17 protein-coding genes are annotated in these 19,076 nt (G+C 60.1%); 8 read left to right on the plus strand and 9 right to left on the minus strand.

Annotation, left to right across the window (positions count from 1 at the left end; translation table 11 throughout):
* Positions 1-32 precede the first annotated feature (32 nt).
* Together ACJ8HT_RS07110 and ACJ8HT_RS07115 are read right to left on the minus strand one after the other, a co-directional pair.
* Positions 33-1,343, minus strand: coding sequence for an MFS transporter (locus ACJ8HT_RS07110; RefSeq protein ID WP_197652925.1), 1,311 nt, complete (start codon positions 1,341-1,343; stop codon positions 33-35).
* 29 nt (positions 1,344-1,372) lie between these two features.
* Positions 1,373-2,536, minus strand: coding sequence for a M20 aminoacylase family protein (locus ACJ8HT_RS07115; RefSeq protein ID WP_197652926.1), 1,164 nt, complete (start codon positions 2,534-2,536; stop codon positions 1,373-1,375).
* A gap of 385 nt (positions 2,537-2,921) precedes the next feature.
* On the opposite strand from ACJ8HT_RS07115, the gene ACJ8HT_RS07120 reads away from it, so the two are divergent.
* Positions 2,922-4,988 carry a carbon starvation CstA family protein gene (locus ACJ8HT_RS07120; RefSeq protein ID WP_048234130.1) on the plus strand — a complete coding sequence of 689 codons (2,067 nt, stop codon included), beginning with the start codon at positions 2,922-2,924 and terminating at the stop codon, positions 4,986-4,988.
* A 53-nt stretch (positions 4,989-5,041) separates the two neighbouring features.
* Here the strand turns inward: ACJ8HT_RS07120 and fsa are convergent, their stop codons facing one another.
* Positions 5,042-5,707, minus strand: a complete 666-nt coding sequence (gene fsa / locus ACJ8HT_RS07125) for a fructose-6-phosphate aldolase (RefSeq protein WP_016927538.1) — start codon at positions 5,705-5,707, stop codon at positions 5,042-5,044.
* A gap of 149 nt (positions 5,708-5,856) precedes the next feature.
* Here fsa and ACJ8HT_RS07130 point away from each other — a divergent pair, with 149 nt between their 5' ends.
* From ACJ8HT_RS07130 to osmB, 4 genes are all read left to right on the plus strand, one after another.
* On the plus strand, positions 5,857-6,756 hold the full coding sequence (locus ACJ8HT_RS07130) for a glycyl-radical enzyme activating protein (RefSeq protein ID WP_197652927.1): 900 nt from the start codon (positions 5,857-5,859) through the stop codon (positions 6,754-6,756).
* A gap of 4 nt (positions 6,757-6,760) precedes the next feature.
* Complete coding sequence (locus tag ACJ8HT_RS07135) at positions 6,761-9,193, plus strand: formate C-acetyltransferase/glycerol dehydratase family glycyl radical enzyme (RefSeq protein ID WP_197652928.1); 2,433 nt, start codon at positions 6,761-6,763, stop codon at positions 9,191-9,193.
* A gap of 50 nt (positions 9,194-9,243) precedes the next feature.
* The gene (locus ACJ8HT_RS07140) at positions 9,244-9,990 is read left to right on the plus strand and encodes a DeoR/GlpR family DNA-binding transcription regulator (RefSeq protein WP_197652929.1); all 747 of its coding nucleotides are present in this window, start codon (positions 9,244-9,246) and stop codon (positions 9,988-9,990) included.
* A 281-nt stretch (positions 9,991-10,271) separates the two neighbouring features.
* The gene (gene osmB, locus ACJ8HT_RS07145) at positions 10,272-10,490 is read left to right on the plus strand and encodes an osmotically-inducible lipoprotein OsmB (RefSeq protein WP_004930634.1); all 219 of its coding nucleotides are present in this window, start codon (positions 10,272-10,274) and stop codon (positions 10,488-10,490) included.
* Between the two features lie 190 nt (positions 10,491-10,680).
* Here the strand turns inward: osmB and yciH are convergent, their stop codons facing one another.
* Entirely contained in the window at positions 10,681-11,007 is a 327-nt protein-coding gene (gene yciH, locus ACJ8HT_RS07150) for a stress response translation initiation inhibitor YciH (protein ID WP_194572367.1), read from the minus strand.
* Positions 11,008-11,017: 10 nt separating this feature from the next.
* Positions 11,018-11,746, minus strand: a complete 729-nt coding sequence (gene pyrF, locus ACJ8HT_RS07155; RefSeq protein ID WP_042705513.1) for an orotidine-5'-phosphate decarboxylase — start codon at positions 11,744-11,746, stop codon at positions 11,018-11,020.
* Between the two features lie 329 nt (positions 11,747-12,075).
* Here pyrF and bhsA point away from each other — a divergent pair, with 329 nt between their 5' ends.
* Both bhsA and ACJ8HT_RS07165 read left to right on the plus strand, forming a co-directional pair.
* Entirely contained in the window at positions 12,076-12,336 is a 261-nt protein-coding gene (gene bhsA / locus ACJ8HT_RS07160; protein WP_049200066.1) for a multiple stress resistance protein BhsA, read from the plus strand.
* A 171-nt stretch (positions 12,337-12,507) separates the two neighbouring features.
* Positions 12,508-12,807 (plus strand): Arc family DNA-binding protein, encoded by a 300-nt coding sequence (locus tag ACJ8HT_RS07165; RefSeq protein ID WP_038876228.1) that lies wholly within the window; start codon positions 12,508-12,510, stop codon positions 12,805-12,807.
* 68 nt (positions 12,808-12,875) lie between these two features.
* Here the strand turns inward: ACJ8HT_RS07165 and lapB are convergent, their stop codons facing one another.
* From lapB to pgpB, 3 genes are all read right to left on the minus strand, one after another.
* Positions 12,876-14,048, minus strand: a complete 1,173-nt coding sequence (gene lapB / locus ACJ8HT_RS07170; RefSeq protein ID WP_197652930.1) for a lipopolysaccharide assembly protein LapB — start codon at positions 14,046-14,048, stop codon at positions 12,876-12,878.
* A gap of 6 nt (positions 14,049-14,054) precedes the next feature.
* Positions 14,055-14,357 (minus strand): LapA family protein, encoded by a 303-nt coding sequence (locus ACJ8HT_RS07175; RefSeq protein ID WP_004930650.1) that lies wholly within the window; start codon positions 14,355-14,357, stop codon positions 14,055-14,057.
* Positions 14,358-14,654: 297 nt separating this feature from the next.
* Positions 14,655-15,419 (minus strand): phosphatidylglycerophosphatase B, encoded by a 765-nt coding sequence (gene pgpB, locus ACJ8HT_RS07180; protein WP_126179469.1) that lies wholly within the window; start codon positions 15,417-15,419, stop codon positions 14,655-14,657.
* Between the two features lie 279 nt (positions 15,420-15,698).
* On the opposite strand from pgpB, the gene ribA reads away from it, so the two are divergent.
* Positions 15,699-16,292, plus strand: a complete 594-nt coding sequence (gene ribA / locus ACJ8HT_RS07185; protein WP_019452695.1) for a GTP cyclohydrolase II — start codon at positions 15,699-15,701, stop codon at positions 16,290-16,292.
* Between the two features lie 56 nt (positions 16,293-16,348).
* Here the strand turns inward: ribA and acnA are convergent, their stop codons facing one another.
* Positions 16,349-19,021: an aconitate hydratase AcnA gene (gene acnA / locus ACJ8HT_RS07190; protein WP_126179468.1), complete on the minus strand. Its 2,673-nt coding sequence runs from the start codon at positions 19,019-19,021 to the stop codon at positions 16,349-16,351.
* Positions 19,022-19,076: the final 55 nt, after the last annotated feature.

A 19,076-nucleotide genomic window follows, 5' to 3' on the forward strand; every position in this document is an offset into this window, starting at 1 on the left:
GACGGTGAAAACCGCCGGCGTTTTTTTTTCGACTAGCGCAGCGGCTCGCCGCCGGTTTCACGCAGCAGCGGCAGCACCGCCAGCGAAGCCAGCGTCGCCAGCATCAGATAGACGGCGGGCGCCAGCAGCGAACCGCTCAGCGCGATCGACTGCGAAGCGATGTACTGGGCGAAGCCGCCGAAGATCGCCACCCCGAGGCTGTAGACCAAGGCGAACCCCAGCGCCCGAATGCGCTGCGGGAACAGCTCCGAAATCATCAGCATGGTCGGCACCGAACCGAGCGTGGTCAACCCGACCAGCACCGCGACAATCAGCAGCAGCACCGCCGGATGCGGTACCGCGCTCAGCCACCAAAACGCCGGTAGGGCCACGATCAGAATCGCGATCCGCGAGCTGAGGATCAGCGGCAGACGGCCGTAACGATCGCACCAGTGCCCGACCAGCAGACTGCCGCCGAAGGTGACGAGCCCCGCCAGCAGCATCGCGGCATAGCCGTAAGCCTGCGCCATCCCCAGGTATTTCACCGCGTAGGTGCCGAGATAATACATCGAGATGTAAGTGGCGACGGTGGCGCCGATGGTCAACATCACGCCGAGCACCACCGCCCGCGAGTGCTTACGCAACCGCGCAGACGGCTCGTGAGCCCGCGCCGCCGACGGCCGATCGCTCTCCAACCCGAGGCGCAGCCAGCAACCGAGCGGCGCCAGCGCCACGCCGATAAAGAAAGGAATGCGCCATCCCCACTCGGCCATGGCGTTCGGCTCGCCGGAAAGCACCGGCAAGGCCGCGCTGAGTGCCAGCGCGGTCACGCCGCCAACCACGGTGGCGATGCCCTGCGTCGCCAGCGACCAGCTGGAATAGAAGCCGCGCCGGTTGGGCGGCGCCGACTCCACCAGCAACGACATCGACGCCCCCACCTCGCCGCCCGCCGCCACGCCCTGGATCAGGCGCGCCGCCACCAGCGTGACGGTTCCCCAATAGCCGGCGCTGGCGTAGGTCGGCGCAAAGCCGATCATCGCCGTGCCCAGGCTCATCAAGGAAATCGTCAGGATCATCGCCGGCTTGCGGCCATGGCGATCGGCATAGGCGCCAATCAGAATGCCACCCAGCGGCCGCATGAAGAAGCTGACGCCGAACGTGGCAAACGCCAACAGCAACGCCAGATGCGGATCGCTGGACGGCGGAAAGAACAATACGCTGATGTAAATAACGAAGAAGTTATAAATACCGAAATCGAAAAACTCCAGCGCATTGCCGAAGGAGGCGGCGAATATGACTTTTTTGCCGCCGGCCTTCGGGGCCGATATTATTGCCGTCTGGGTTTCAGCCGTATTTTCACTCATCATTACCTTCCCTGTTATTATTTTCGAGTTTATTTTAAATACGCTTCCGCCAACGCTCCCCAATACTGGCTGCCGGCCGCCAGGCAGCCGTCGTTAAAGTCATATCCCGGGTTATGCACCATGCAGCTGCCTTCGCCATCGCCGTTGCCGATGATCAGGTAGCAGCCCTGCGGATGCGCATCGAGCATAAAGGCGAAATCTTCACTGCCCATCAGCGGCCGGGCACCGTAGTGCGTGCGCGCGGCGCCGAACTGCTGCTGCGCCACGCGGTGGGCGAAACGGGTCATCGCTTCGTCGTTGACCAGTACCGGCGTGCCGTTAACGTGTTCCACCACCGCGTGAGCGCCGAAGCTTGCCGCCTGCGCCTCGATCAGCGCCGGAATACGCGCCAGCAAGGTGGCGCGCGCCTGGCGATCCAGCGAGCGCACGCTGAGCTTCATCTCCGCGCTGTCCGGGATCACGTTGGCCGCCTCACCGGCCTTGATGCTGCCGACGGTGATCACCGCCGCCTCCAGCGGATCGATATTGCGCGAAACGATGCTCTGCAGCGCGACGGTGATATGCGAAGCCACCAGCACCGGATCGACCGTCAGCTGCGGGATGGCACCGTGGCCACCGCGCCCCTGCACCCGCACGTTGAACTGATCCATCGAGGCCATAAACGGGCCGTGCTGGAAGAAGAACTCGCCAAGCGGCATTCCCGGCATGTTGTGCATGGCGAAGATGGCGTCGCAGGGAAAGCGCTCGAATAGCCCCTGTTCCACCATGCGCGCGCCGCCGTTCAGCATCTCTTCCGCCGGTTGGAAAATCAGGTGCAGCGTGCCGTTGAAGTTGCGCGTTTGCGCCAGGTAACGAGCGGCACCGAGCAGCATGGTGGTGTGACCGTCATGGCCACAGGCGTGCATGCGGTTGGCCACGCTGCTGCTCCAGGGCTTGCCGTTGTTCTCCTCGATCGGCAAGGCGTCCATATCGGCACGCAGCCCGAGGCGCTTAACGCCGTCACCCACCCGCAGCGTGCCCACCACGCCGGTGCCCGCCAATCCGCGGTGCACCTCATAGCCCCACGAACTCAGATAATCCGCCACCAGATCGCTGGTGCGAAACTCTTCGAAACCCAGTTCAGGGTGTTGATGAATATCGTGCCGAATGGCCGTGAGCTGCGGTAAATACCCTTCGATGATTTTATTTATCATAATTAAATTCCTTTCGTGACTTTATTATTTATTTTATGAATGATTAAACCTGCGGGTTGAAATAAAGGTATAACACGGCACGAATGATTTTATTTCGGCACGCTTCGACAGATAAAATAATAATCCGCCAAACGCCGTACCCGAATAAAAAACGACGATGATTCGCTGTACGCGCCGTGAAAATGCAGAATGAATAACTGCCGAGGATTGCGTGGGCGGCAGCCTGCGCCGACGCGGTTTCATCACGTTGTTTTTACACTAAAACCCCACCTGCTTCACATTTATCATCCGACCTGCCGCGGTTCGGCGGCAAAACTTCTACTGTTAAAACGTCATTCCTAATAACAACGTCGATTTTTACCTCTGTACGCCAAGGAGTTGTTTCATGAAAAACATCAGGTCAGGACTTATCTGGCTGCTGGTGGCGTTGGTCGGCGCCTTCGCCTTCGCCATGCTGGCGCTCAGCCGCGGCGAACACGTCAACGCCGTCTGGCTGGTGGTCGCCGCCGTCGCCTGCTACAGCATCGCCTACCGCTTCTACAGCCGGTTCATTGCCGACAAGGTCTTTGAACTGGACGACCGCCGTCTGACCCCGGCAGAGCGCCACAACGACGGCCTGGACTACGTGCCCACCAACAAATGGGTGCTGTTCGGCCACCACTTCGCCGCCATCGCCGGCGCCGGGCCGCTGGTGGGGCCGATTCTGGCCGCGCAGATGGGCTTCCTGCCGGGGACCATCTGGATCCTGGTCGGCGTTATGCTGGCCGGCGCGGTGCAGGATTTCCTGGTGCTGTTCATTTCCACGCGCCGCGACGGGCGTTCGCTGGGGGAAATGGCCAAGCAAGAGCTGGGCGCGTTCGCCGGGGTGATCACCATGCTTGGCGCGCTGGGGGTGATGATCATCATCCTGTCGGCGCTGGCGCTGGTGGTGGTAAAAGCCTTGGCCGACAGCCCGTGGGGGCTGTTCACCATCGCCGCCACCATCCCGATCGCCCTGTTCATGGGCATCTACATGCGCTTTATCCGGCCGGGCAAGATCGCTGAAATCTCGGTGATCGGCTTCGTGCTGATGCTGCTGGCGATCATTTACGGCGGCAACGTGGCGCAAGATCCTTACTGGGGGCCGTTCTTCACGCTGCACGGCACCACCCTGACCTGGGTGCTGGTGATCTACGGCTTCGTCGCTTCGGTGCTGCCGGTGTGGCTGCTGCTGGCGCCGCGCGACTACCTTTCCACCTTTATGAAAATCGGCGTCATCATCGGCCTGGCCATCGGCATCGTCTTCGCCATGCCGGAGATGAAAATGCCGGCGGTCTCGCGCTTCATCGACGGCAGCGGCCCGGTGTTCGCCGGCGCCCTGTTCCCGTTCCTGTTCATCACCATCGCCTGCGGCGCCATTTCCGGCTTCCACGCGCTGGTCTCCAGCGGCACCACGCCCAAGCTGGTGGAACGCGAAAGCCACATTCGCTTTATCGGTTACGGCGCCATGTTGATGGAGTCTTTCGTCGCCATCATGGCGTTGATCTGCGCCTCGGTGCTGGATCCAGGCGTTTACTTCGCCATGAACTCACCGGCGGCGCTAATCGGCACCACGGTGGAAAATGCTTCGCAGGTCATTAACAGCTGGGGCTTTATCGTCACGCCGGAAACGCTGGCGCTGATCGCCAAAGAGGTAGGTGAGAACTCCATCCTGTCGCGCGCCGGCGGTGCCCCAACCTTCGCCGTGGGCATGGCGCACATCATCAGCGAGGTGTTCAACAGCCGGGCGATGATGGCCTTCTGGTACCACTTCGCCATTCTGTTCGAAGCGCTGTTCATCCTGACCGCCGTCGACGCCGGTACCCGCGCCTGCCGCTTTATGGTGCAGGATCTGGTGGGCGTGGCGGTGCCGCAGCTGGCCAACAACCGTTCCTGGTTCGGCAATCTGGCAGGTACCACGGTGGCGGTAGCCGGCTGGGGCTTCTTCGTGTATCAAGGCGTGGTCGATCCGCTCGGCGGCATCAATACCCTGTGGCCGCTGTTCGGCATCGGCAACCAGATGCTGGCGTCAATGGCGCTGATCCTCGGCACCGTGGTGCTGTTCAAGATGAAAAAACAGCGTTACGCCTGGGTTACCATCCTGCCGACCGCCTGGCTGTTCGTGACCTCCATGACCGCCGGCTGGCAGAAAATCTTCCACGAGAAACCGAGCATCGGTTTCCTGGCGCAGGCGAAGAAATTCTCCACCGGCATTGAGCAAGGCACGATCATTGCGCCGGCCAAATCGCTGAAAGACATGGAGACCATCGTGTTCAGCAACCAAATCAACGCCGCGCTGTGCGGGTTCTTTATGCTGGTGGCGGTAACCATGCTGATCGCCGCCTTCTTCGCGATCCGCCGGGCGCTGCGTGCCGAACACCCGACGGCGCACGAGGTGAGCGCCGCGCTTAGGGAAGAAACCGGCCGCAGTTAAGCGTGTCGATCATCCAGCAAGGGCGCCACGGCGCCCTTTTTACTGGCCAGGCTTTAACCCAGCAGCGTGGAGCCGAAAGCCCCCTGCCAATCCTGCTCGAACTTCTCGACCGCGGCCTGCACCGCTGGCGCGCTGAGGAACTGCTCCGCCACATCCACCGGCAGCGTGATGGCCTGACAGCCCGCCAGCAGGCATTCCAGCGCCTGGCGCGGCGTTTTAAAGCTGGCGGCCAGCACCTGCGCCGACGGCGCGTGCAGGCTCAGCAGCTGCTGCAGCTCGTGCACCATTTCGATACCGTCGCCGCCCTGCGCATCTACCCGATTGACGTAAGGCGCCACATATTCCGCCCCGGCCAAGGCCGCCAGCAGCCCCTGCCCGGCGCCGTATACCGCCGTGCCCAGCGTCGGAATGGACATCGTTTTAAGCTTCTTGATCGCTGCCAGCCCCTCGGCGGTTGCCGGGATCTTCACCACCAGCCCCGGTACGCGCTGGCTGAGCAGCGCCGCCTCCGCCACCATGCGCTCGGCATCGGCCGCCATCACCTGCGCGAACAGCTTGCCGGTGCCGCCGAGGGCGTCGCGCAGCGCGGGCAGCACTTCCCAGATCGGCTTGCCTTCCTTCGCCACGATGCTCGGGTTGGTGGTGACGCCGTGCAGCGGCAGAATGCGCGCCAGGCGTTTTACCGCAGTCACATCGGCGGTATCGAGATAAAGCTCCATCACGGACTCCTGTGTCATGTTCTGTGGGCGGATTCAAACTCTAATCATCATAGGGCAAAAACCCTGTCAACTTTTGACCAAAATCAATTCAACTTTCATTCGAAACATCTTTAATGGCGAAAGATTCAGCAACGCCAAACGGGTGACTCATGTTCTTCAATCTGCAGCGCTACTCGACCCATGATGGCCCCGGCATCCGCAGCGTGGTCTTTTTAAAAGGGTGCCCGCTGAGCTGCCGCTGGTGTCAGAACCCGGAAAGCCGCTCACGCCACGCGGATCTGCTGTTTGACGAGCGCCTGTGCCTGAGCGGCTGTACGCTGTGCACCGAGCGCTGCCCGCAAGGCCTGCGGCGTGACGAGGGAACATTGACGCTGCGGCGCGACGTCATCAGCGCAGACGACTATGCGGCGCTAGCCGCCGCCTGCCCGACCGGCGCGCTCAGCCTGTGCGGCAGCGCGGTCAACCCCGACGATATCATGGCCGAGGTGATGCGGGATAAGCCTTTCTACCTGCGCAGCGGCGGCGGTTTAACGCTGTCCGGCGGCGAGCCCTTTATGCAGCCGGAAGTCGCGGCGGAGCTGCTGCGGCGCGGCCGGGAAGCCGGCATCCACACCGCCGTCGAATCCTGTCTGCACGTTCCCTGGCGTTACATCGCTCCTTCGTTGCCCTGGCTGGATCTGCTGTTGGCCGATCTCAAACACACCGATGAAGCGCGTTTCAAAGCCTGGACCGGCGGCTCCGCCCGTCGGGTGATGAACAATTTCCGCCGTCTGGCGACGCACGGCGTGCCAATGACCGTGCGCGTGCCGCTGATCCCCGATTTCAACGCCGATCGCCATTCTGTCCGCACGATTGTCGACTTCGCCGCCGACGAGATCGGCGTATCGGAGATCCATTTTCTGCCGTACCACACGCTGGGCATCAACAAGTATCACCTGCTCGGCGAGCCCTACCGCGCCGCCCGCACGCCGCTGGACGCGCCCGATCTGCTGGCCTTCGCCGAAGCGTACGCCGGCGCCAAAGGCCTGACCGCCATTTTGCGAGGATAACGCCATGACCACATTGGATTTGACCACCCTCAGCGCCCGTATTCAGGCGCATAAGAACGCGCTGATCCACATCGTCAAACCGCCGGTGTGCACCGAACGCGCCCAGCACTATACCGAAGCCTATCAACAGCATCAGGATCGGCCACTGCCGGTGCGCCGTGCGCTGGCGCTGGCCAACCACCTGGCGAATCGCAGCATCTGGATCGCCAACGATGAGCTGATCGTCGGCAACCAGGCCAGCGAGCTGCGCGCCGCGCCGATCTTCCCCGAATACACCGTCGGCTGGATAGAGAACGAAATAGACCAGTTGGCCGACCGTCCGGGCGCCGGCTTCTCGGTCAGCGAAGAGAACAAGGCGATTTTGCATCGTCTTTGCCCCTGGTGGCGCGGCCAAACGGTGCAGGATCGCTGCTACGGCATGTTTACCGACGAACAAAAGGCGCTGCTGGCCACCGGCATCATCAAAGCCGAGGGCAACATGACCTCCGGTGACGCCCACCTGGCGGTCAACTTCCCGCTGCTGCTGGCGCTAGGCCTCGACGGCCTGCGTGAAAAGGTGAACGCGCGCCGCAGCCGCCTGCACCTGACCGAGTGGGAAGACCTGCACAAAGCGCAGTTTCTCAACGCCATCGACATCGTGCTGGCGGCGCTGAGCGAACACATCCTGCGCTTCGCCCGTCTGGCGCGCGACATGGCGCAACGCGAAACCCGCGACTGGCGGCGCACCGAGCTGCTGGCTATCGCAGACAACTGCGATCTGATCGCCCATCGCCCGCCGCGGACCTTCTGGCAGGCGCTGCAGCTGTGCTATTTCATCCAGCTGACGTTGCAGATCGAATCCAACGGCCATTCGGTTTCCTTTGGTCGCCTCGACCAATATCTCTATCCCTGGTATCGGCGCGACGTCGAGCTGGAGCAAAACCTGGCGCGGGAAGACGCCATCGAGCTGCTGCACAGCTGCTGGCTGAAGCTGCTGGAGGTCAACAAGATCCGCTCCGGCTCGCACTCCAAGGCCTCCGCCGGCAGCCCGCTGTACCAGAACGTCACCATCGGCGGCCAAAAACTGATCGACGGCCGGCCGTGCGACGCGGTCAACCCGCTGTCCTACGCCATTCTCGAATCCTGCGGCCGCCTGCGCTCCACCCAACCCAACCTCAGCGTGCGTTACCACGCCGGAATGAGCGCCGATTTCCTCGACGCCTGTGTGCAGGTGATCCGCTGCGGCTTTGGTATGCCGGCGTTCAACAACGACGAAATCGTCATTCCCGAGTTCATCAAAATGGGGGTTGAGCCGCAGGACGCCTATGATTACGCCGCCATCGGCTGCATCGAGACCGCCGTTGGCGGCAAATGGGGCTATCGCTGCACCGGCATGAGCTTCATCAACTTCGCCCGCGTGCTGCTGGCGGCGCTGGAACAAGGCCGCGACGCCACCTCCGGGCAGATTTTCCTGCCGCAAGAGCAGGCGCTGTCCAAAGGGAACTTCGCCGATTTCGAGCAGGTAATGGCGGCCTGGGATCGGCAAATCCGCTACTACACGCGCAAGTCAATTGAGATCGAATGCGTGGTGGACAGCGTGCTGGAGGAAAACGCCCACGATATCCTCTGTTCCGCGCTGGTGGATGACTGCATCGAACGCGGCAAAAGCATCAAGCAAGGCGGCGCCAAGTACGACTGGGTTTCCGGCCTGCAGGTCGGTATCGCCAACCTCGGCAACAGCCTGGCGGCGGTGCGCAAGCTGGTGTTCGAGCAAGGGACAATCGGCCAGCAGCAGCTGGCGGCGGCGCTGGCCGACGACTTCGCCGGGTTGGATGGCGAACAGCTGCGCCAGCGGCTGCTCAACACCGCGCCCAAATACGGCAACGACGTGGACGACGTCGATCGGCTGCTGGTGCGCGCCTACCAAACCTACATCGAGGAACTGAAGCAGTATCGCAATACCCGCTTCGGCCGTGGGCCGATCGGCGGCGGCTATTATGCCGGCACTTCGTCTATCTCGGCCAACGTTCCCTTCGGCGCTGCTACCCTGGCGACCCCGGATGGCCGTAAGGCGCACCAGCCGCTGGCGGAAGGCGCCAGCCCGGCGTCCGGCACCGACCACCTGGGGCCGACGGCGGTGTTCAATTCGCTCGCCAAGCTACCGACCGAAGCGATCCTCGGCGGCGTGTTGCTCAACCAAAAACTGAACCCGGCGACGCTGGACAACCCGCGCGATCGGGAAAAGCTGATGCTGATGTTGCGCACCTTCTTCGAGAGCTATCGCGGCTGGCATGTACAGTACAACATTGTGTCGCGCGAAACGTTGCTGGCAGCGAAGCAACACCCTGACCAATATCGTGATTTAGTGGTTCGCGTAGCTGGCTATTCCGCCTTCTTTACCGCATTATCCCCTGAGGCGCAGGATGATATTATTGCGCGTACAGAACATACTCTTTAAACCTTTGACTCTTAGCGGCCGCGCCTTGGCGGCCGCATCATCAGGCCGATATGAATTTACGACAACAGACCATATTGCAGTTGGTTAACGATCGCCGGCGGATCAGCGTCAATGAGCTGGCGCGCGCCTCGGGCGTCTCGGAAGTCACCATCCGGCAAGATCTTAACCTGCTGGAAAAACGCAGTTATCTGAAGCGGGTGCACGGTTCCGCCGTGGCGTTGGAGAGCGACGACGTCGACGCCCGCATGATGTCCAATTTCATCCTCAAACAGCGGCTGGCACAGTACGCCGCCGCACAGGTCAACGACGGCGAAACGATCTTTATCGAGAGCGGCAGCGCCAACGCCCTGCTGGCGCGCTATATCGCCGAACGCAAGCGCATTACGCTGATCACCGTCAGCCACTATATCGCCAACCTGCTGAAAGAAACCGACTGCGACGTGATTGTGCTGGGTGGCATGTACCAGAAGAAAAGCGAGACCGTGGTTGGCCCACTTACGCGGCTGTGCATTCAGCAGGTGCATTTCAACAAGGCGTTTATCGGCATTGACGGCTTTCAGGCTGAAACCGGTTTTACCGGCCGCGACATGATGCGCGCCGACGTAGTCAGCGCGGTGCTGGCCAAGGGCGTAGAGAATATCGTGCTAACGGACTCCAGCAAATTCGGCCAGATCCAGCCCAACCCGCTGGCGCAGCCGGGCCAGATCAGCCGGGTGATCACCGATTCGCGTTTGGCGCCCGAGTATCAGCATCAGCTGAAACGCCAGGGCATACAGGTGGAGTTGGTCAACGACTAACGCGGGCCGCCATCATACCAAGCGCGCCGCGCGGGCCACGCCGCGCGCCTTTCCCCCCTGCACAGCGGGATTTTAAGACTATTTACCTGTTTATCCTTCCCGAGAAACCTATACTCAGTTTCGGCAACTTTTGGGCCGTAACTTGCTAATTATTCGGCTTTTAACAAAAAATGCCATTTTTTATATCGATACTGTATGGGAACCAACGGCAGGCCTGATTTATGGTTAACGCCTATACTTATAGGGCACTTCCATATAGCCAATGCTAAGGAGAAGTCATTATGATGATTATCAATAAACGTTTCGCCACCGCCGCTCTGGCACTGACTCTGGCGTTTTCACTCAGCGCCTGTTCCAACATGTCCAAACGCGATCGCAACACCGCTATCGGTGCCGGTGCCGGCGCAGTCGGCGGCGCAGTGCTGACCAACGGCAGCGCGTTGGGCACGCTGGGTGGGGCTGCGGTGGGGGGCATTATCGGTCACCAGGTTGGCAAATAACCTGACCGAGCGCCCTCGGCCGACAGGCTGGCAAAAGCGCCTCGGCGCTTTGACGTATTATCCAGAATAACGATGATTTCAGGTCTGTTTTACTTTAAGTCTATGGTTCTTTTGCCGTTAACGGGCTAACCCCCGGCAGCAACAACCTCAAGCCATGCCGCGGCATTGCACCGCGGCATGGCGATTCAGCTCAACCGCCCGCCAGCTTGACCTGCATGCCTTTGGCTTCCAGCAGCTGCTTGAGCAGATCGCGTTTATCGCCCTGGATTTCGATGATCCCGTCTTTCACTGAACCGCCGCAGCCACATTTCTTCTTCAGCTCGGCCGCCAGTTTGTCGAGCGCAGCGTCATCCAGATCGATACCGGCGATCAGGCACACGCCCTTCCCCTTGCGGCCGCTGGTTTGACGCTGGATGCGCACGATGCCGTCACCCTTGGCGCGTTGCGGTTTAACCTCTTCCTGCTTGATACGGCCGGTGTCCGTGGAGTACACCAGGCGGCTGTTATCGTCATTCATCGGCGGTTCCTCAGGCCAAAGAGGCGCGGATCGCGCGCAGCGTCGCGGCCGGATCGGCAGATTGGGTGATCGGACGCCCAATCACCATGTAGTCCACGCCGGCGGCCTGTGCCTGCACCGGCGTCATGATACGGCGCTGATCGCCCGCTGCGCTGCCTTCAGGGCGGATCCCCGGCGTAACCAGCTGGAATGCCTGCCCGCAGGCCGCCTTCAGCCGCTGCGCTTCGTGTGCCGAACACACCACGCCGTCCAGCCCACAGTCGCGGGTCAGGCGCGCCAGGCGCTCGGCGTGTTCCGCCGGGCTGGCCTCGATGCCGATGCCGCGCAGGTCTTCCGCTTCCATGCTGGTGAGCACCGTCACGGCAATCAGCAGCGGCGCATCCGCCCCGAATGACGCCAGCGCTTCTTTAGCGGCGGTCATCATGCGCGCGCCGCCGCTGGCGTGGACGTTGACCATCCAAACGCCCAGCTCGGCCGCCGCCGCGACCGCATGCGCGGTGGTATTGGGAATATCGTGGAATTTCAGGTCGAGAAACACGTCGAAGCCACGCCCATGCAGATCGCGCACCAGCTGCGGCCCAAACAGCGTGAACATTTCTTTGCCCACTTTCAGCCGGCAGTCTTGCGGATCGATACGGTCGGCGAACGCCAGCGCAGCGTTCTTATCGGCGTAATCTAACGCCACAACGATTGGAGATGATTTTAAGTCATTGTTATTAGCGTTATTTTCAGACTTCATTTCTTCTACCTTCTCTAAAATAGACATAATCAGGGACTCACCCGCGAAACTGACCGCCGCATTCTACATGTCGGGGGCCAGAAATCCCAGCCACAGCACGCACCGGCGCTCTGTCATGTTACCTCTCACCTTTGTCATGGCGCGTCAACGAAAGCGCATCAGCGATAAACCACGCAGCGTAAAACGCCGTAAAGATGCGTAAATTGTTAATCATATATTTTGAATGACTTACTCAGCATTATCAGATTTTCAATCTTTGCAGATGCTTTATTATTCAGTCCATCGGAAGCGAATGGCTTCCTTCCTAAATAAACAGACTGGAGTCACCTATGAAAACCATCAAATATTTTGCAGCCGCTGCCGCTATCGCACTGACCTCTTTCGCCACTTTCGCCGCTGAACCGGTCAACAGCCAGCAGGCCGATAACCTGACCGCCACCGGCATCGTTTCCGCAGGCCACGCGACCACCCTCAGCAGCCTGGAGAAAAAGCTGGCCGCTAAGGCCGACGCTCAGGGCGCCAGCAGCTACCGCATCATCTCCGCCGGTGGTAACAACATGCTGAGCGGCACCGCCATCATCTACAAATAACATTTCTGGTACAGGGCCCGCGCGTTCGGGCCCTGCCTCTGTTTCTCGCCTAAAAAACCCGCGTTTTCCCGCCCCTATTTGTTACAGAAATATTAAATTTTTATTACACACTAGACACCCGATCGCCAGTGGCTTAGCTTGAAGGCATCTTCCTGCAGAAAGGCTTTCAAAATGAGCGAGATATCGACACTTACCATTAAAATTCCTCTGGAACTCAAGGAAAAAATCCGCGCCGCCGCCGCTGAAAACGAATTTTCGTTGAGCGTGGAAGTGTGCCAGCGCCTGGAAAGCAGCTTCAGTGCGCCCGCCGCCAAGGCAGAAAAACCGGCCAAAAAGGCGGATGAGCTGCACCATGGCGAGATCGACAACCAAAGCACCGAAGAAGAAATTGAACAGCCGCTGAGCCAGAAAGAGCTGAAGAAACTGCGTCAGCTGTTGAAAACCGGCGCCAAAGGCGGCAAGAAAAAGTAAACGACGAACAGACGAACATAAAAAACGGGGCGATAAATCGCCCCGTTTTATTTTGTCACGCCGCCGCGTTATTGCCCGTCCAGACCGCGGATCGGTTTGACCGATGACCAGGCGCGACACGACGGGCAATGCCAATAGAGAGAGTGTGCGGTGAAGCCGCATTTGTGGCAGCGGTAACGCGGCTTGGTGCGAATTTGCTCGCCGACCATATCGCGCAACAGCAGCAAGCTCTCTTTCGCCCGGCCGTCTTCGGCGTCCGCCAAATGATAATCCATCAGCCGGTAGAACACCCGCATGGTCGGATGGCGTTGCAGCTGGCGGTTGATATAGACCTGCACCACGTCGCGCCCTTCGTGCTGCTCGATGATCTCGGCCAGCATCAGATCGGCAGTGGCACCGGTGTTCTCTTCTACGCAGCGCTTCAGGAATTCAGCCCAGTTGTGCTGTTGTTCCGGCAGATGCGCATAGCATTCCTGCAGCATCGGCAGCGTTTCGCTGACCAACTCTTTATCCTGACTCAAGACGCGCTGCAGCGACTCTGCCGCTTTGGCGTAGTCGTTTTGCGCCATATAGATGCGCCCGAACATGATGGACACGCGCGCGCACTGTTTATCGGCTGCGTCCGCACGCTTGAGCAGGTTCATCGCCCGATCGAGATCGTCGCTGCCCATCGCCTGCAGAGCCAGTTCGCAATAGAAGTGTGCGATCTCGACGCGTTGTTTCTCTTTACCCAACTTGACCAACTTTTCCGCCACGTCGATCGCTTTTTGCCAATCGCTGGTGGCCTGATGGATCACCAGCAGTTGCTGCAGCGCCGATACGCGAAAATCCGCTTCGTCAGTCAACTGGCTGAACATGTCTTCCGCACGATCGTACAGCCCGGCCGCCATATAGTCGCGGCCCAGCTGCTGTACCGCCAGCAGACGCTGTTCGAAGGTCAGGGAGGCGCTTTCCATCAAGGCCTGATGGATGCGGATGGCGCGGTCGACTTCACCGCGCGAACGGAACAGGTTACCCAACGTCAGGTGGGCTTCAACGGTGTTGCTGTCCTCTTTCAACATGTCGAGGAACAGATCGACCGCTTTGTCCTGCTGGTTGGAAAGCAGAAAGTTCACCCCTGCCACGTATTCACGCGACAGGCGGTTGGCTTCTTGCTGTTTATCCTGCTGAGCGCTTCTGCGCCCCATGTACCAACCGTACGCGGCAGCCACGGGCAGCAACAGAAACAGCAGTTCTAACATAGAGGATTATTCCTTGCTGACAACGGGCTGAGCCGCCGGTTCAGCGGGCTGCTCAAGCTGCAGCTCCAGCCTTTTGATCTTGCGCTCGGCGCGGCCCAGCGCAATACGGGTGCGCAGGTAGAACAAACCGCAAATGATCCAGCCGAGAACGAAACCGGCGCCAAACAGCGTGGCCAACAGGGTCGATACGCGATAATCGCCCTGCGCAACCAGATAGTTAAAATTGACCACCTGATCGTTATGCGCACCCAAGGTGACGGAAATCACGAAGATCACCAGAACCAACAAAAAAATCAGCAAATATTTCACATTCTTTCCCGCGATGCCGAGTGAATCGGATGAACGATGCCAAAACGTGGCGTCCCTAACCCTTAAGTTAGCATTTCCCGTTGCGGCAGGGAAACCCTGCGGCACGATAAAACCACATATCTGCTGGCATATTCGGCAGTAAACGGCCTTAGCGAACAAATTGATGAGAAAACTTCTCAAAACGTCGAATTTATAAGGATATGGGGGCGGCCGGGCGGATTGCAATGGCGGGAAAATGTAAGCGGTTAATGCGGCGCCGATCCGACGCCGCCTTTTTGTGACATAGTCACATAACGATCATATCTCCGGCTTGCGCGCTGCGATTTCCTGCTGCTCTTGCGGCGGCGGCGTCAGTGGTCCGAACCAGCGCTGTGCCAGCCAGCAGGTAACCACCACCAGCAGCCAGCTGATCAGCGTGGCCATCGCCAGATCGCGCGGCCAGTGCATGCCCAGCAGCAGGCGGCTGCCCATCACGCCGGTCGCCCACACCATCAGCAGCGCGACGGTTTTATAATGGCGGCGCGGCCACAGCAGCCCTACGCCCAACAGTGCCCAGGTAGCGGCGAACATGGTGTGCCCCGACGGGAAAGCGAAGCCGGTTTCAAACTGCCAGTGCTTGCGCAGCCAGTTCGGCACCAGCGTCTGATCCTGCAATTGCTCGCGCACCAGCGCGCTGCGCTCTTTGCGATGCAGCGAATAGAAGTATTTGCCGTCCACGCCGTGGGTTTGCTCCAGCCATACCACGAACGGCCGCGGTTCTTGCACCCGATCCTTGATTAACGACTTCACCCCCTGCCCGATCACCAGCGCGGCGAAAAGCAGGAGCGCCAGACCGATGGCCGCCTTCAGGCGAAAGCGCAGGCACCACAAAAACCAGCCACAGAGGATAGCGCTGGTCAGAATGCCCCATGGCGAGGTCACGGTTTCGGTCACCCAGTACAGCGCTTTCAGCAGTTGCTCATTGCCGCCGGGTTGCCAATGCCAGCCGGATACCCAGACCGCCAACGGCATCAACAGCAGCAGCAGCGCGCCGCCCGCCGTGCGTTTCGCTATCTCATACATTCTATTCTTCCTCTGCGTGAATCAGGCAGCAGTGTAACAAGAGTGCAATATTGATAACACGCGAAAAATTAAACAGATAGGCAACCTATCGCAATAATAGGCGGCCAGAAAACGCCATCTGCTGGTTTGCTGAGCACCGCCCGGCAAGAAGTTGTGGCAAAATAGCCGATAATTAACGAAATAGAGATCGGCGTAGCACGTTTTAGTCTTGGTCAATTTACCGAACCGGACTTAGGATGCGCGACAATGATTGAATCGTACGCTTTTGTGGAGAGTGACATGCAGCTTAAACGGGTGGCAGAGGCTAAACTGCCGACACCTTGGGGCGATTTCCTGATGGTAGGATTCGAAGAACTGGCGACCGGGCATGACCATCTGGCGTTGGTATTCGGTGATATTTCCGGCGAAGCGCCGGTGCTCGCGCGCGTGCATTCCGAATGTCTGACTGGCGATGCTCTGTTCAGCCTGCGCTGCGACTGCGGTTTTCAACTTGAAGCCGCGCTGGAGCAGATCGCCGAAGAAGGCCGCGGCATCCTGCTTTATCATCGCCAGGAGGGCCGCAATATCGGCCTGTTGAACAAAATCCGCGCCTACGCGCTGCAGGATAAGGGTGCAGACACCGTGGAAGCCAACCACCAGCTCGGCTTCGCCGCCGACGAGCGCGACTTCACCCTGTGTGCCGACATGTTCAAGCTGCTGGGCGTCGACGCGGTGCGTTTACTGACCAACAACCCGAAAAAGGTCGAGATCCTGACCGAAGCAGGCATCAACATCAGCGAGCGCGTGCCGCTGATCGTCGGCCGCAACCCGAAGAACGAACACTACCTGGCGACCAAGGCCGCCAAAATGGGCCATTTGCTCGACCAGAAGTGATCGCCGCCGCGGCGGAAACAATCAGGGCGCCTTGCGGCGCCCTTTTTATTGCTTAATTACAGCATTTTCCTGATCACATAGTGCAGAATGCCGTCGTTTTCGTAGTAGGTCAGCTCATTGCCGGTATCGATGCGGCAACGGGTGTCGATCACTTCCTTGCGCCCGTCGGCATAGGTGATATGCACCGGGACCGTCTGGCCCGGCTGCAGCTGCTGCAGGCCGCCGACGCTGATCTGCTCATCCCCGGTCAGCCCCAGGGTTTTGCGCGTCACCCCCTGTGGGAACTCCAGCGGCAAAATCCCCATGCCGATCAGGTTGGAGCGGTGGATACGCTCGAAGGACTCGGCAATCACCACCCGCACGCCCAGCAAGCGCGGCCCTTTCGCCGCCCAGTCGCGGCTGGAGCCGGAACCGTACTCTTTACCGGCGATCACCGCCAGCGGCACCTTCTCCTGCTGATACTGCATGGCGGCGTCGTAGATAGACAGCTGCTGCTGCGACGGAATATGGCGGGTATAACCGCCTTCCACGCCCGGCACCATTTCGTTGCGGATGCGGATGTTGGCGAAGGTGCCGCGCATCATCACTTCGTGGTTGCCGCGGCGCGAGCCGTAGGAGTTGAAATCCTGCGGCGCCACGCCGTGCTCGCTCAGGTAGCGCCCCGCCGGGCTATCGCGCTTGATGTTACCCGCCGGCGAGATGTGGTCGGTGGTCACCGAATCGGCCAGAATCGCCAGAATGCGCGCGTCTTTGATGTCCTGCACCGGATCTGGCTTCACCTTCATTGTGCTGAAGAACGGCGGATGGCGGATATAGGTAGAATCCTCCTGCCACTGATAGGTTGCCGAACCGGCCACCTGGATCGCCTGCCAGTTGGCGTCGCCGTCGAACACTTCGCCGTATTCCTTGTGGAACATCTCGGTACGCACTTCTTCCACCGCCTGAGCGATGTCCTGGCTGCTCGGCCAGATATCCTTCAGGTAGACCGGTTGGCCGTCGTTGCCCTCGCCCAGCGGCTCTTTGGTCAGGTCAATCTTCATGCTGCCCGCCAGCGCGTAAGCCACCACCAGCGGCGGCGAGGCCAGCCAGTTGGTTTTCACCAGCGGGTGAATACGCCCTTCGAAGTTGCGGTTACCCGACAACACCGCGCCCACGGTCAGATCGCCCTCTTTGATCGCTTGCTCGATCGGATCCGGCAGCGGGCCGGAGTTACCGATACAGGTGGTGCAGCCATACCCCACCAGGTTGAACCCCAGCTCTTCCAGATAGGCGGTGAGTTTGGCGCTGTCGAAGTAGTCGGTTACCACTTTGGATCCCGGCGCCAGCGAGGTTTTTACCCAGGGTTTGCTGCGCAGCCCTTTCTTGACGGCATTTTTCGCCAGCAGGCCGGCCGCCATCATCACGCTCGGGTTGGAGGTGTTGGTGCAGGAGGTGATCGCCGCGATCACCACCGCGCCGTCGCGCAGTTCGTGCTGCTGCCCGTCCAGCGTAAAGGTTTTGCTGTCGGTCTTCGCCTTGTGGCCACCGATATCCAGCTCGGTGGCGGCCTTGAACGCCTGCGGCACATTCGGCAGTGCGACGCGATCCTGCGGGCGTTTCGGCCCGGCGAGGCTGGCTTCCACGGTTGACATATCCAGCGCCAGCGAGCTGGTGAAGACCGGTTCATCGCCCGGGTTACGCCACATGCCCTGCGCTTTGGCGTAGGCTTCCACCAGTGCGATTTGTTCGGCGCTGCGGCCGCTGAGCTTCATATAGCCGAGCGTAACGTCATCCACCGGGAAGAAGCCACAGGTGGCGCCGAACTCCGGCGACATGTTGGCGATAGTTGCCCGGTCCGCCAACGGCAGATCGGCCAGGCCGTCGCCGTAAAACTCGACGAATTTGCCGACAACGCCGTGCTTGCGCAGCATTTGAGTCACGGTAAGCACCAGGTCGGTGGCGGTAATGCCCTCGCGGAGCTTGCCGGTCAGCTTGAAGCCGACCACATCGGGGATCAGCATCGACACCGGCTGGCCCAGCATCGCCGCTTCCGCTTCGATACCGCCGACGCCCCAGCCGAGAATACCCAGGCCGTTGATCATGGTGGTGTGAGAGTCGGTGCCCACCAGCGTATCGGGATAAGCCACGCGGCGACCGCTTTCGTCGCTGTGCCAGACCGTTTGGCCAAGATATTCGAGGTTAACCTGGTGACAGATGCCGGTGCCCGGCGGCACCACGCGGAAGCGGTTGAAGGCTTTCTGCCCCCAGCGCAGGAAGGTGTAGCGTTCGTGGTTGCGCTGCATTTCGATACGCACGTTGTCTTCAAAAGCGCTGTCATCGCCAAACTCATCGACGGTGACCGAGTGGTCAATCACCAGATCCACCGGCGACAGCGGGTTCACCTGATCGACGTTGCCGCCCAGCCGCCGCACCGCTTCACGCATCGCCGCCAGATCCACCACCGCCGGAACGCCGGTAAAATCCTGCATCAGCACGCGCGCCGGGCGATAGGCGATCTCACGATCAGCATGGCCGGTTTGCAGCCAGGCAACGATGGCCTTGAGGTCGTCAACCTGCACAGTGTCGCCATCCACATGGCGCAGCAGGTTCTCCAACAGCACTTTCATTGATTTCGGCAACCGGTCGATATCACCCAGTTGCTTCGCCGCCAGTGGCAGACTGTAATAGTAATATTCGCTATTCAGCGCAACCAGCTTATCCATACTTGTTTCACGAAGATCGGACGACATAGCTCCTCCATTTCTTATTGTGACTAAAACAGGGTAATCACTGAGGTCTTGTTTA

The organism is Serratia sp. CY44782 (assembly GCF_052168715.1).
GTDB lineage: Bacteria > Pseudomonadota > Gammaproteobacteria > Enterobacterales > Enterobacteriaceae > Serratia > Serratia nevei.

Excerpts from the sequence above, each read along its gene's own strand:
- ACJ8HT_RS07140 (WP_197652929.1), top strand. The coding sequence starts at position 9,244 with ATGAATTTACGACAACAGACCATATTGCAGTTGGTTAACGATCGCCGG.
- acnA (WP_126179468.1), bottom strand. The coding sequence starts at position 19,021 with ATGTCGTCCGATCTTCGTGAAACAAGTATGGATAAGCTGGTTGCGCTG.
- ribA (WP_019452695.1), top strand. The coding sequence starts at position 15,699 with ATGCAGCTTAAACGGGTGGCAGAGGCTAAACTGCCGACACCTTGGGGC.
- ACJ8HT_RS07115 (WP_197652926.1), bottom strand. The coding sequence starts at position 2,536 with ATGATAAATAAAATCATCGAAGGGTATTTACCGCAGCTCACGGCCATT.
- osmB (WP_004930634.1), top strand. The coding sequence starts at position 10,272 with ATGATGATTATCAATAAACGTTTCGCCACCGCCGCTCTGGCACTGACT.
- bhsA (WP_049200066.1), top strand. The coding sequence starts at position 12,076 with ATGAAAACCATCAAATATTTTGCAGCCGCTGCCGCTATCGCACTGACC.
- lapB (WP_197652930.1), bottom strand. The coding sequence starts at position 14,048 with ATGTTAGAACTGCTGTTTCTGTTGCTGCCCGTGGCTGCCGCGTACGGT.
- ACJ8HT_RS07120 (WP_048234130.1), top strand. The coding sequence starts at position 2,922 with ATGAAAAACATCAGGTCAGGACTTATCTGGCTGCTGGTGGCGTTGGTC.
- yciH (WP_194572367.1), bottom strand. The coding sequence starts at position 11,007 with ATGAATGACGATAACAGCCGCCTGGTGTACTCCACGGACACCGGCCGT.
- pyrF (WP_042705513.1), bottom strand. The coding sequence starts at position 11,746 with ATGAAGTCTGAAAATAACGCTAATAACAATGACTTAAAATCATCTCCA.
- fsa (WP_016927538.1), bottom strand. The coding sequence starts at position 5,707 with ATGGAGCTTTATCTCGATACCGCCGATGTGACTGCGGTAAAACGCCTG.
- ACJ8HT_RS07130 (WP_197652927.1), top strand. The coding sequence starts at position 5,857 with ATGTTCTTCAATCTGCAGCGCTACTCGACCCATGATGGCCCCGGCATC.
- ACJ8HT_RS07165 (WP_038876228.1), top strand. The coding sequence starts at position 12,508 with ATGAGCGAGATATCGACACTTACCATTAAAATTCCTCTGGAACTCAAG.
- ACJ8HT_RS07135 (WP_197652928.1), top strand. The coding sequence starts at position 6,761 with ATGACCACATTGGATTTGACCACCCTCAGCGCCCGTATTCAGGCGCAT.
- pgpB (WP_126179469.1), bottom strand. The coding sequence starts at position 15,419 with ATGTATGAGATAGCGAAACGCACGGCGGGCGGCGCGCTGCTGCTGCTG.
- ACJ8HT_RS07110 (WP_197652925.1), bottom strand. The coding sequence starts at position 1,343 with ATGAGTGAAAATACGGCTGAAACCCAGACGGCAATAATATCGGCCCCG.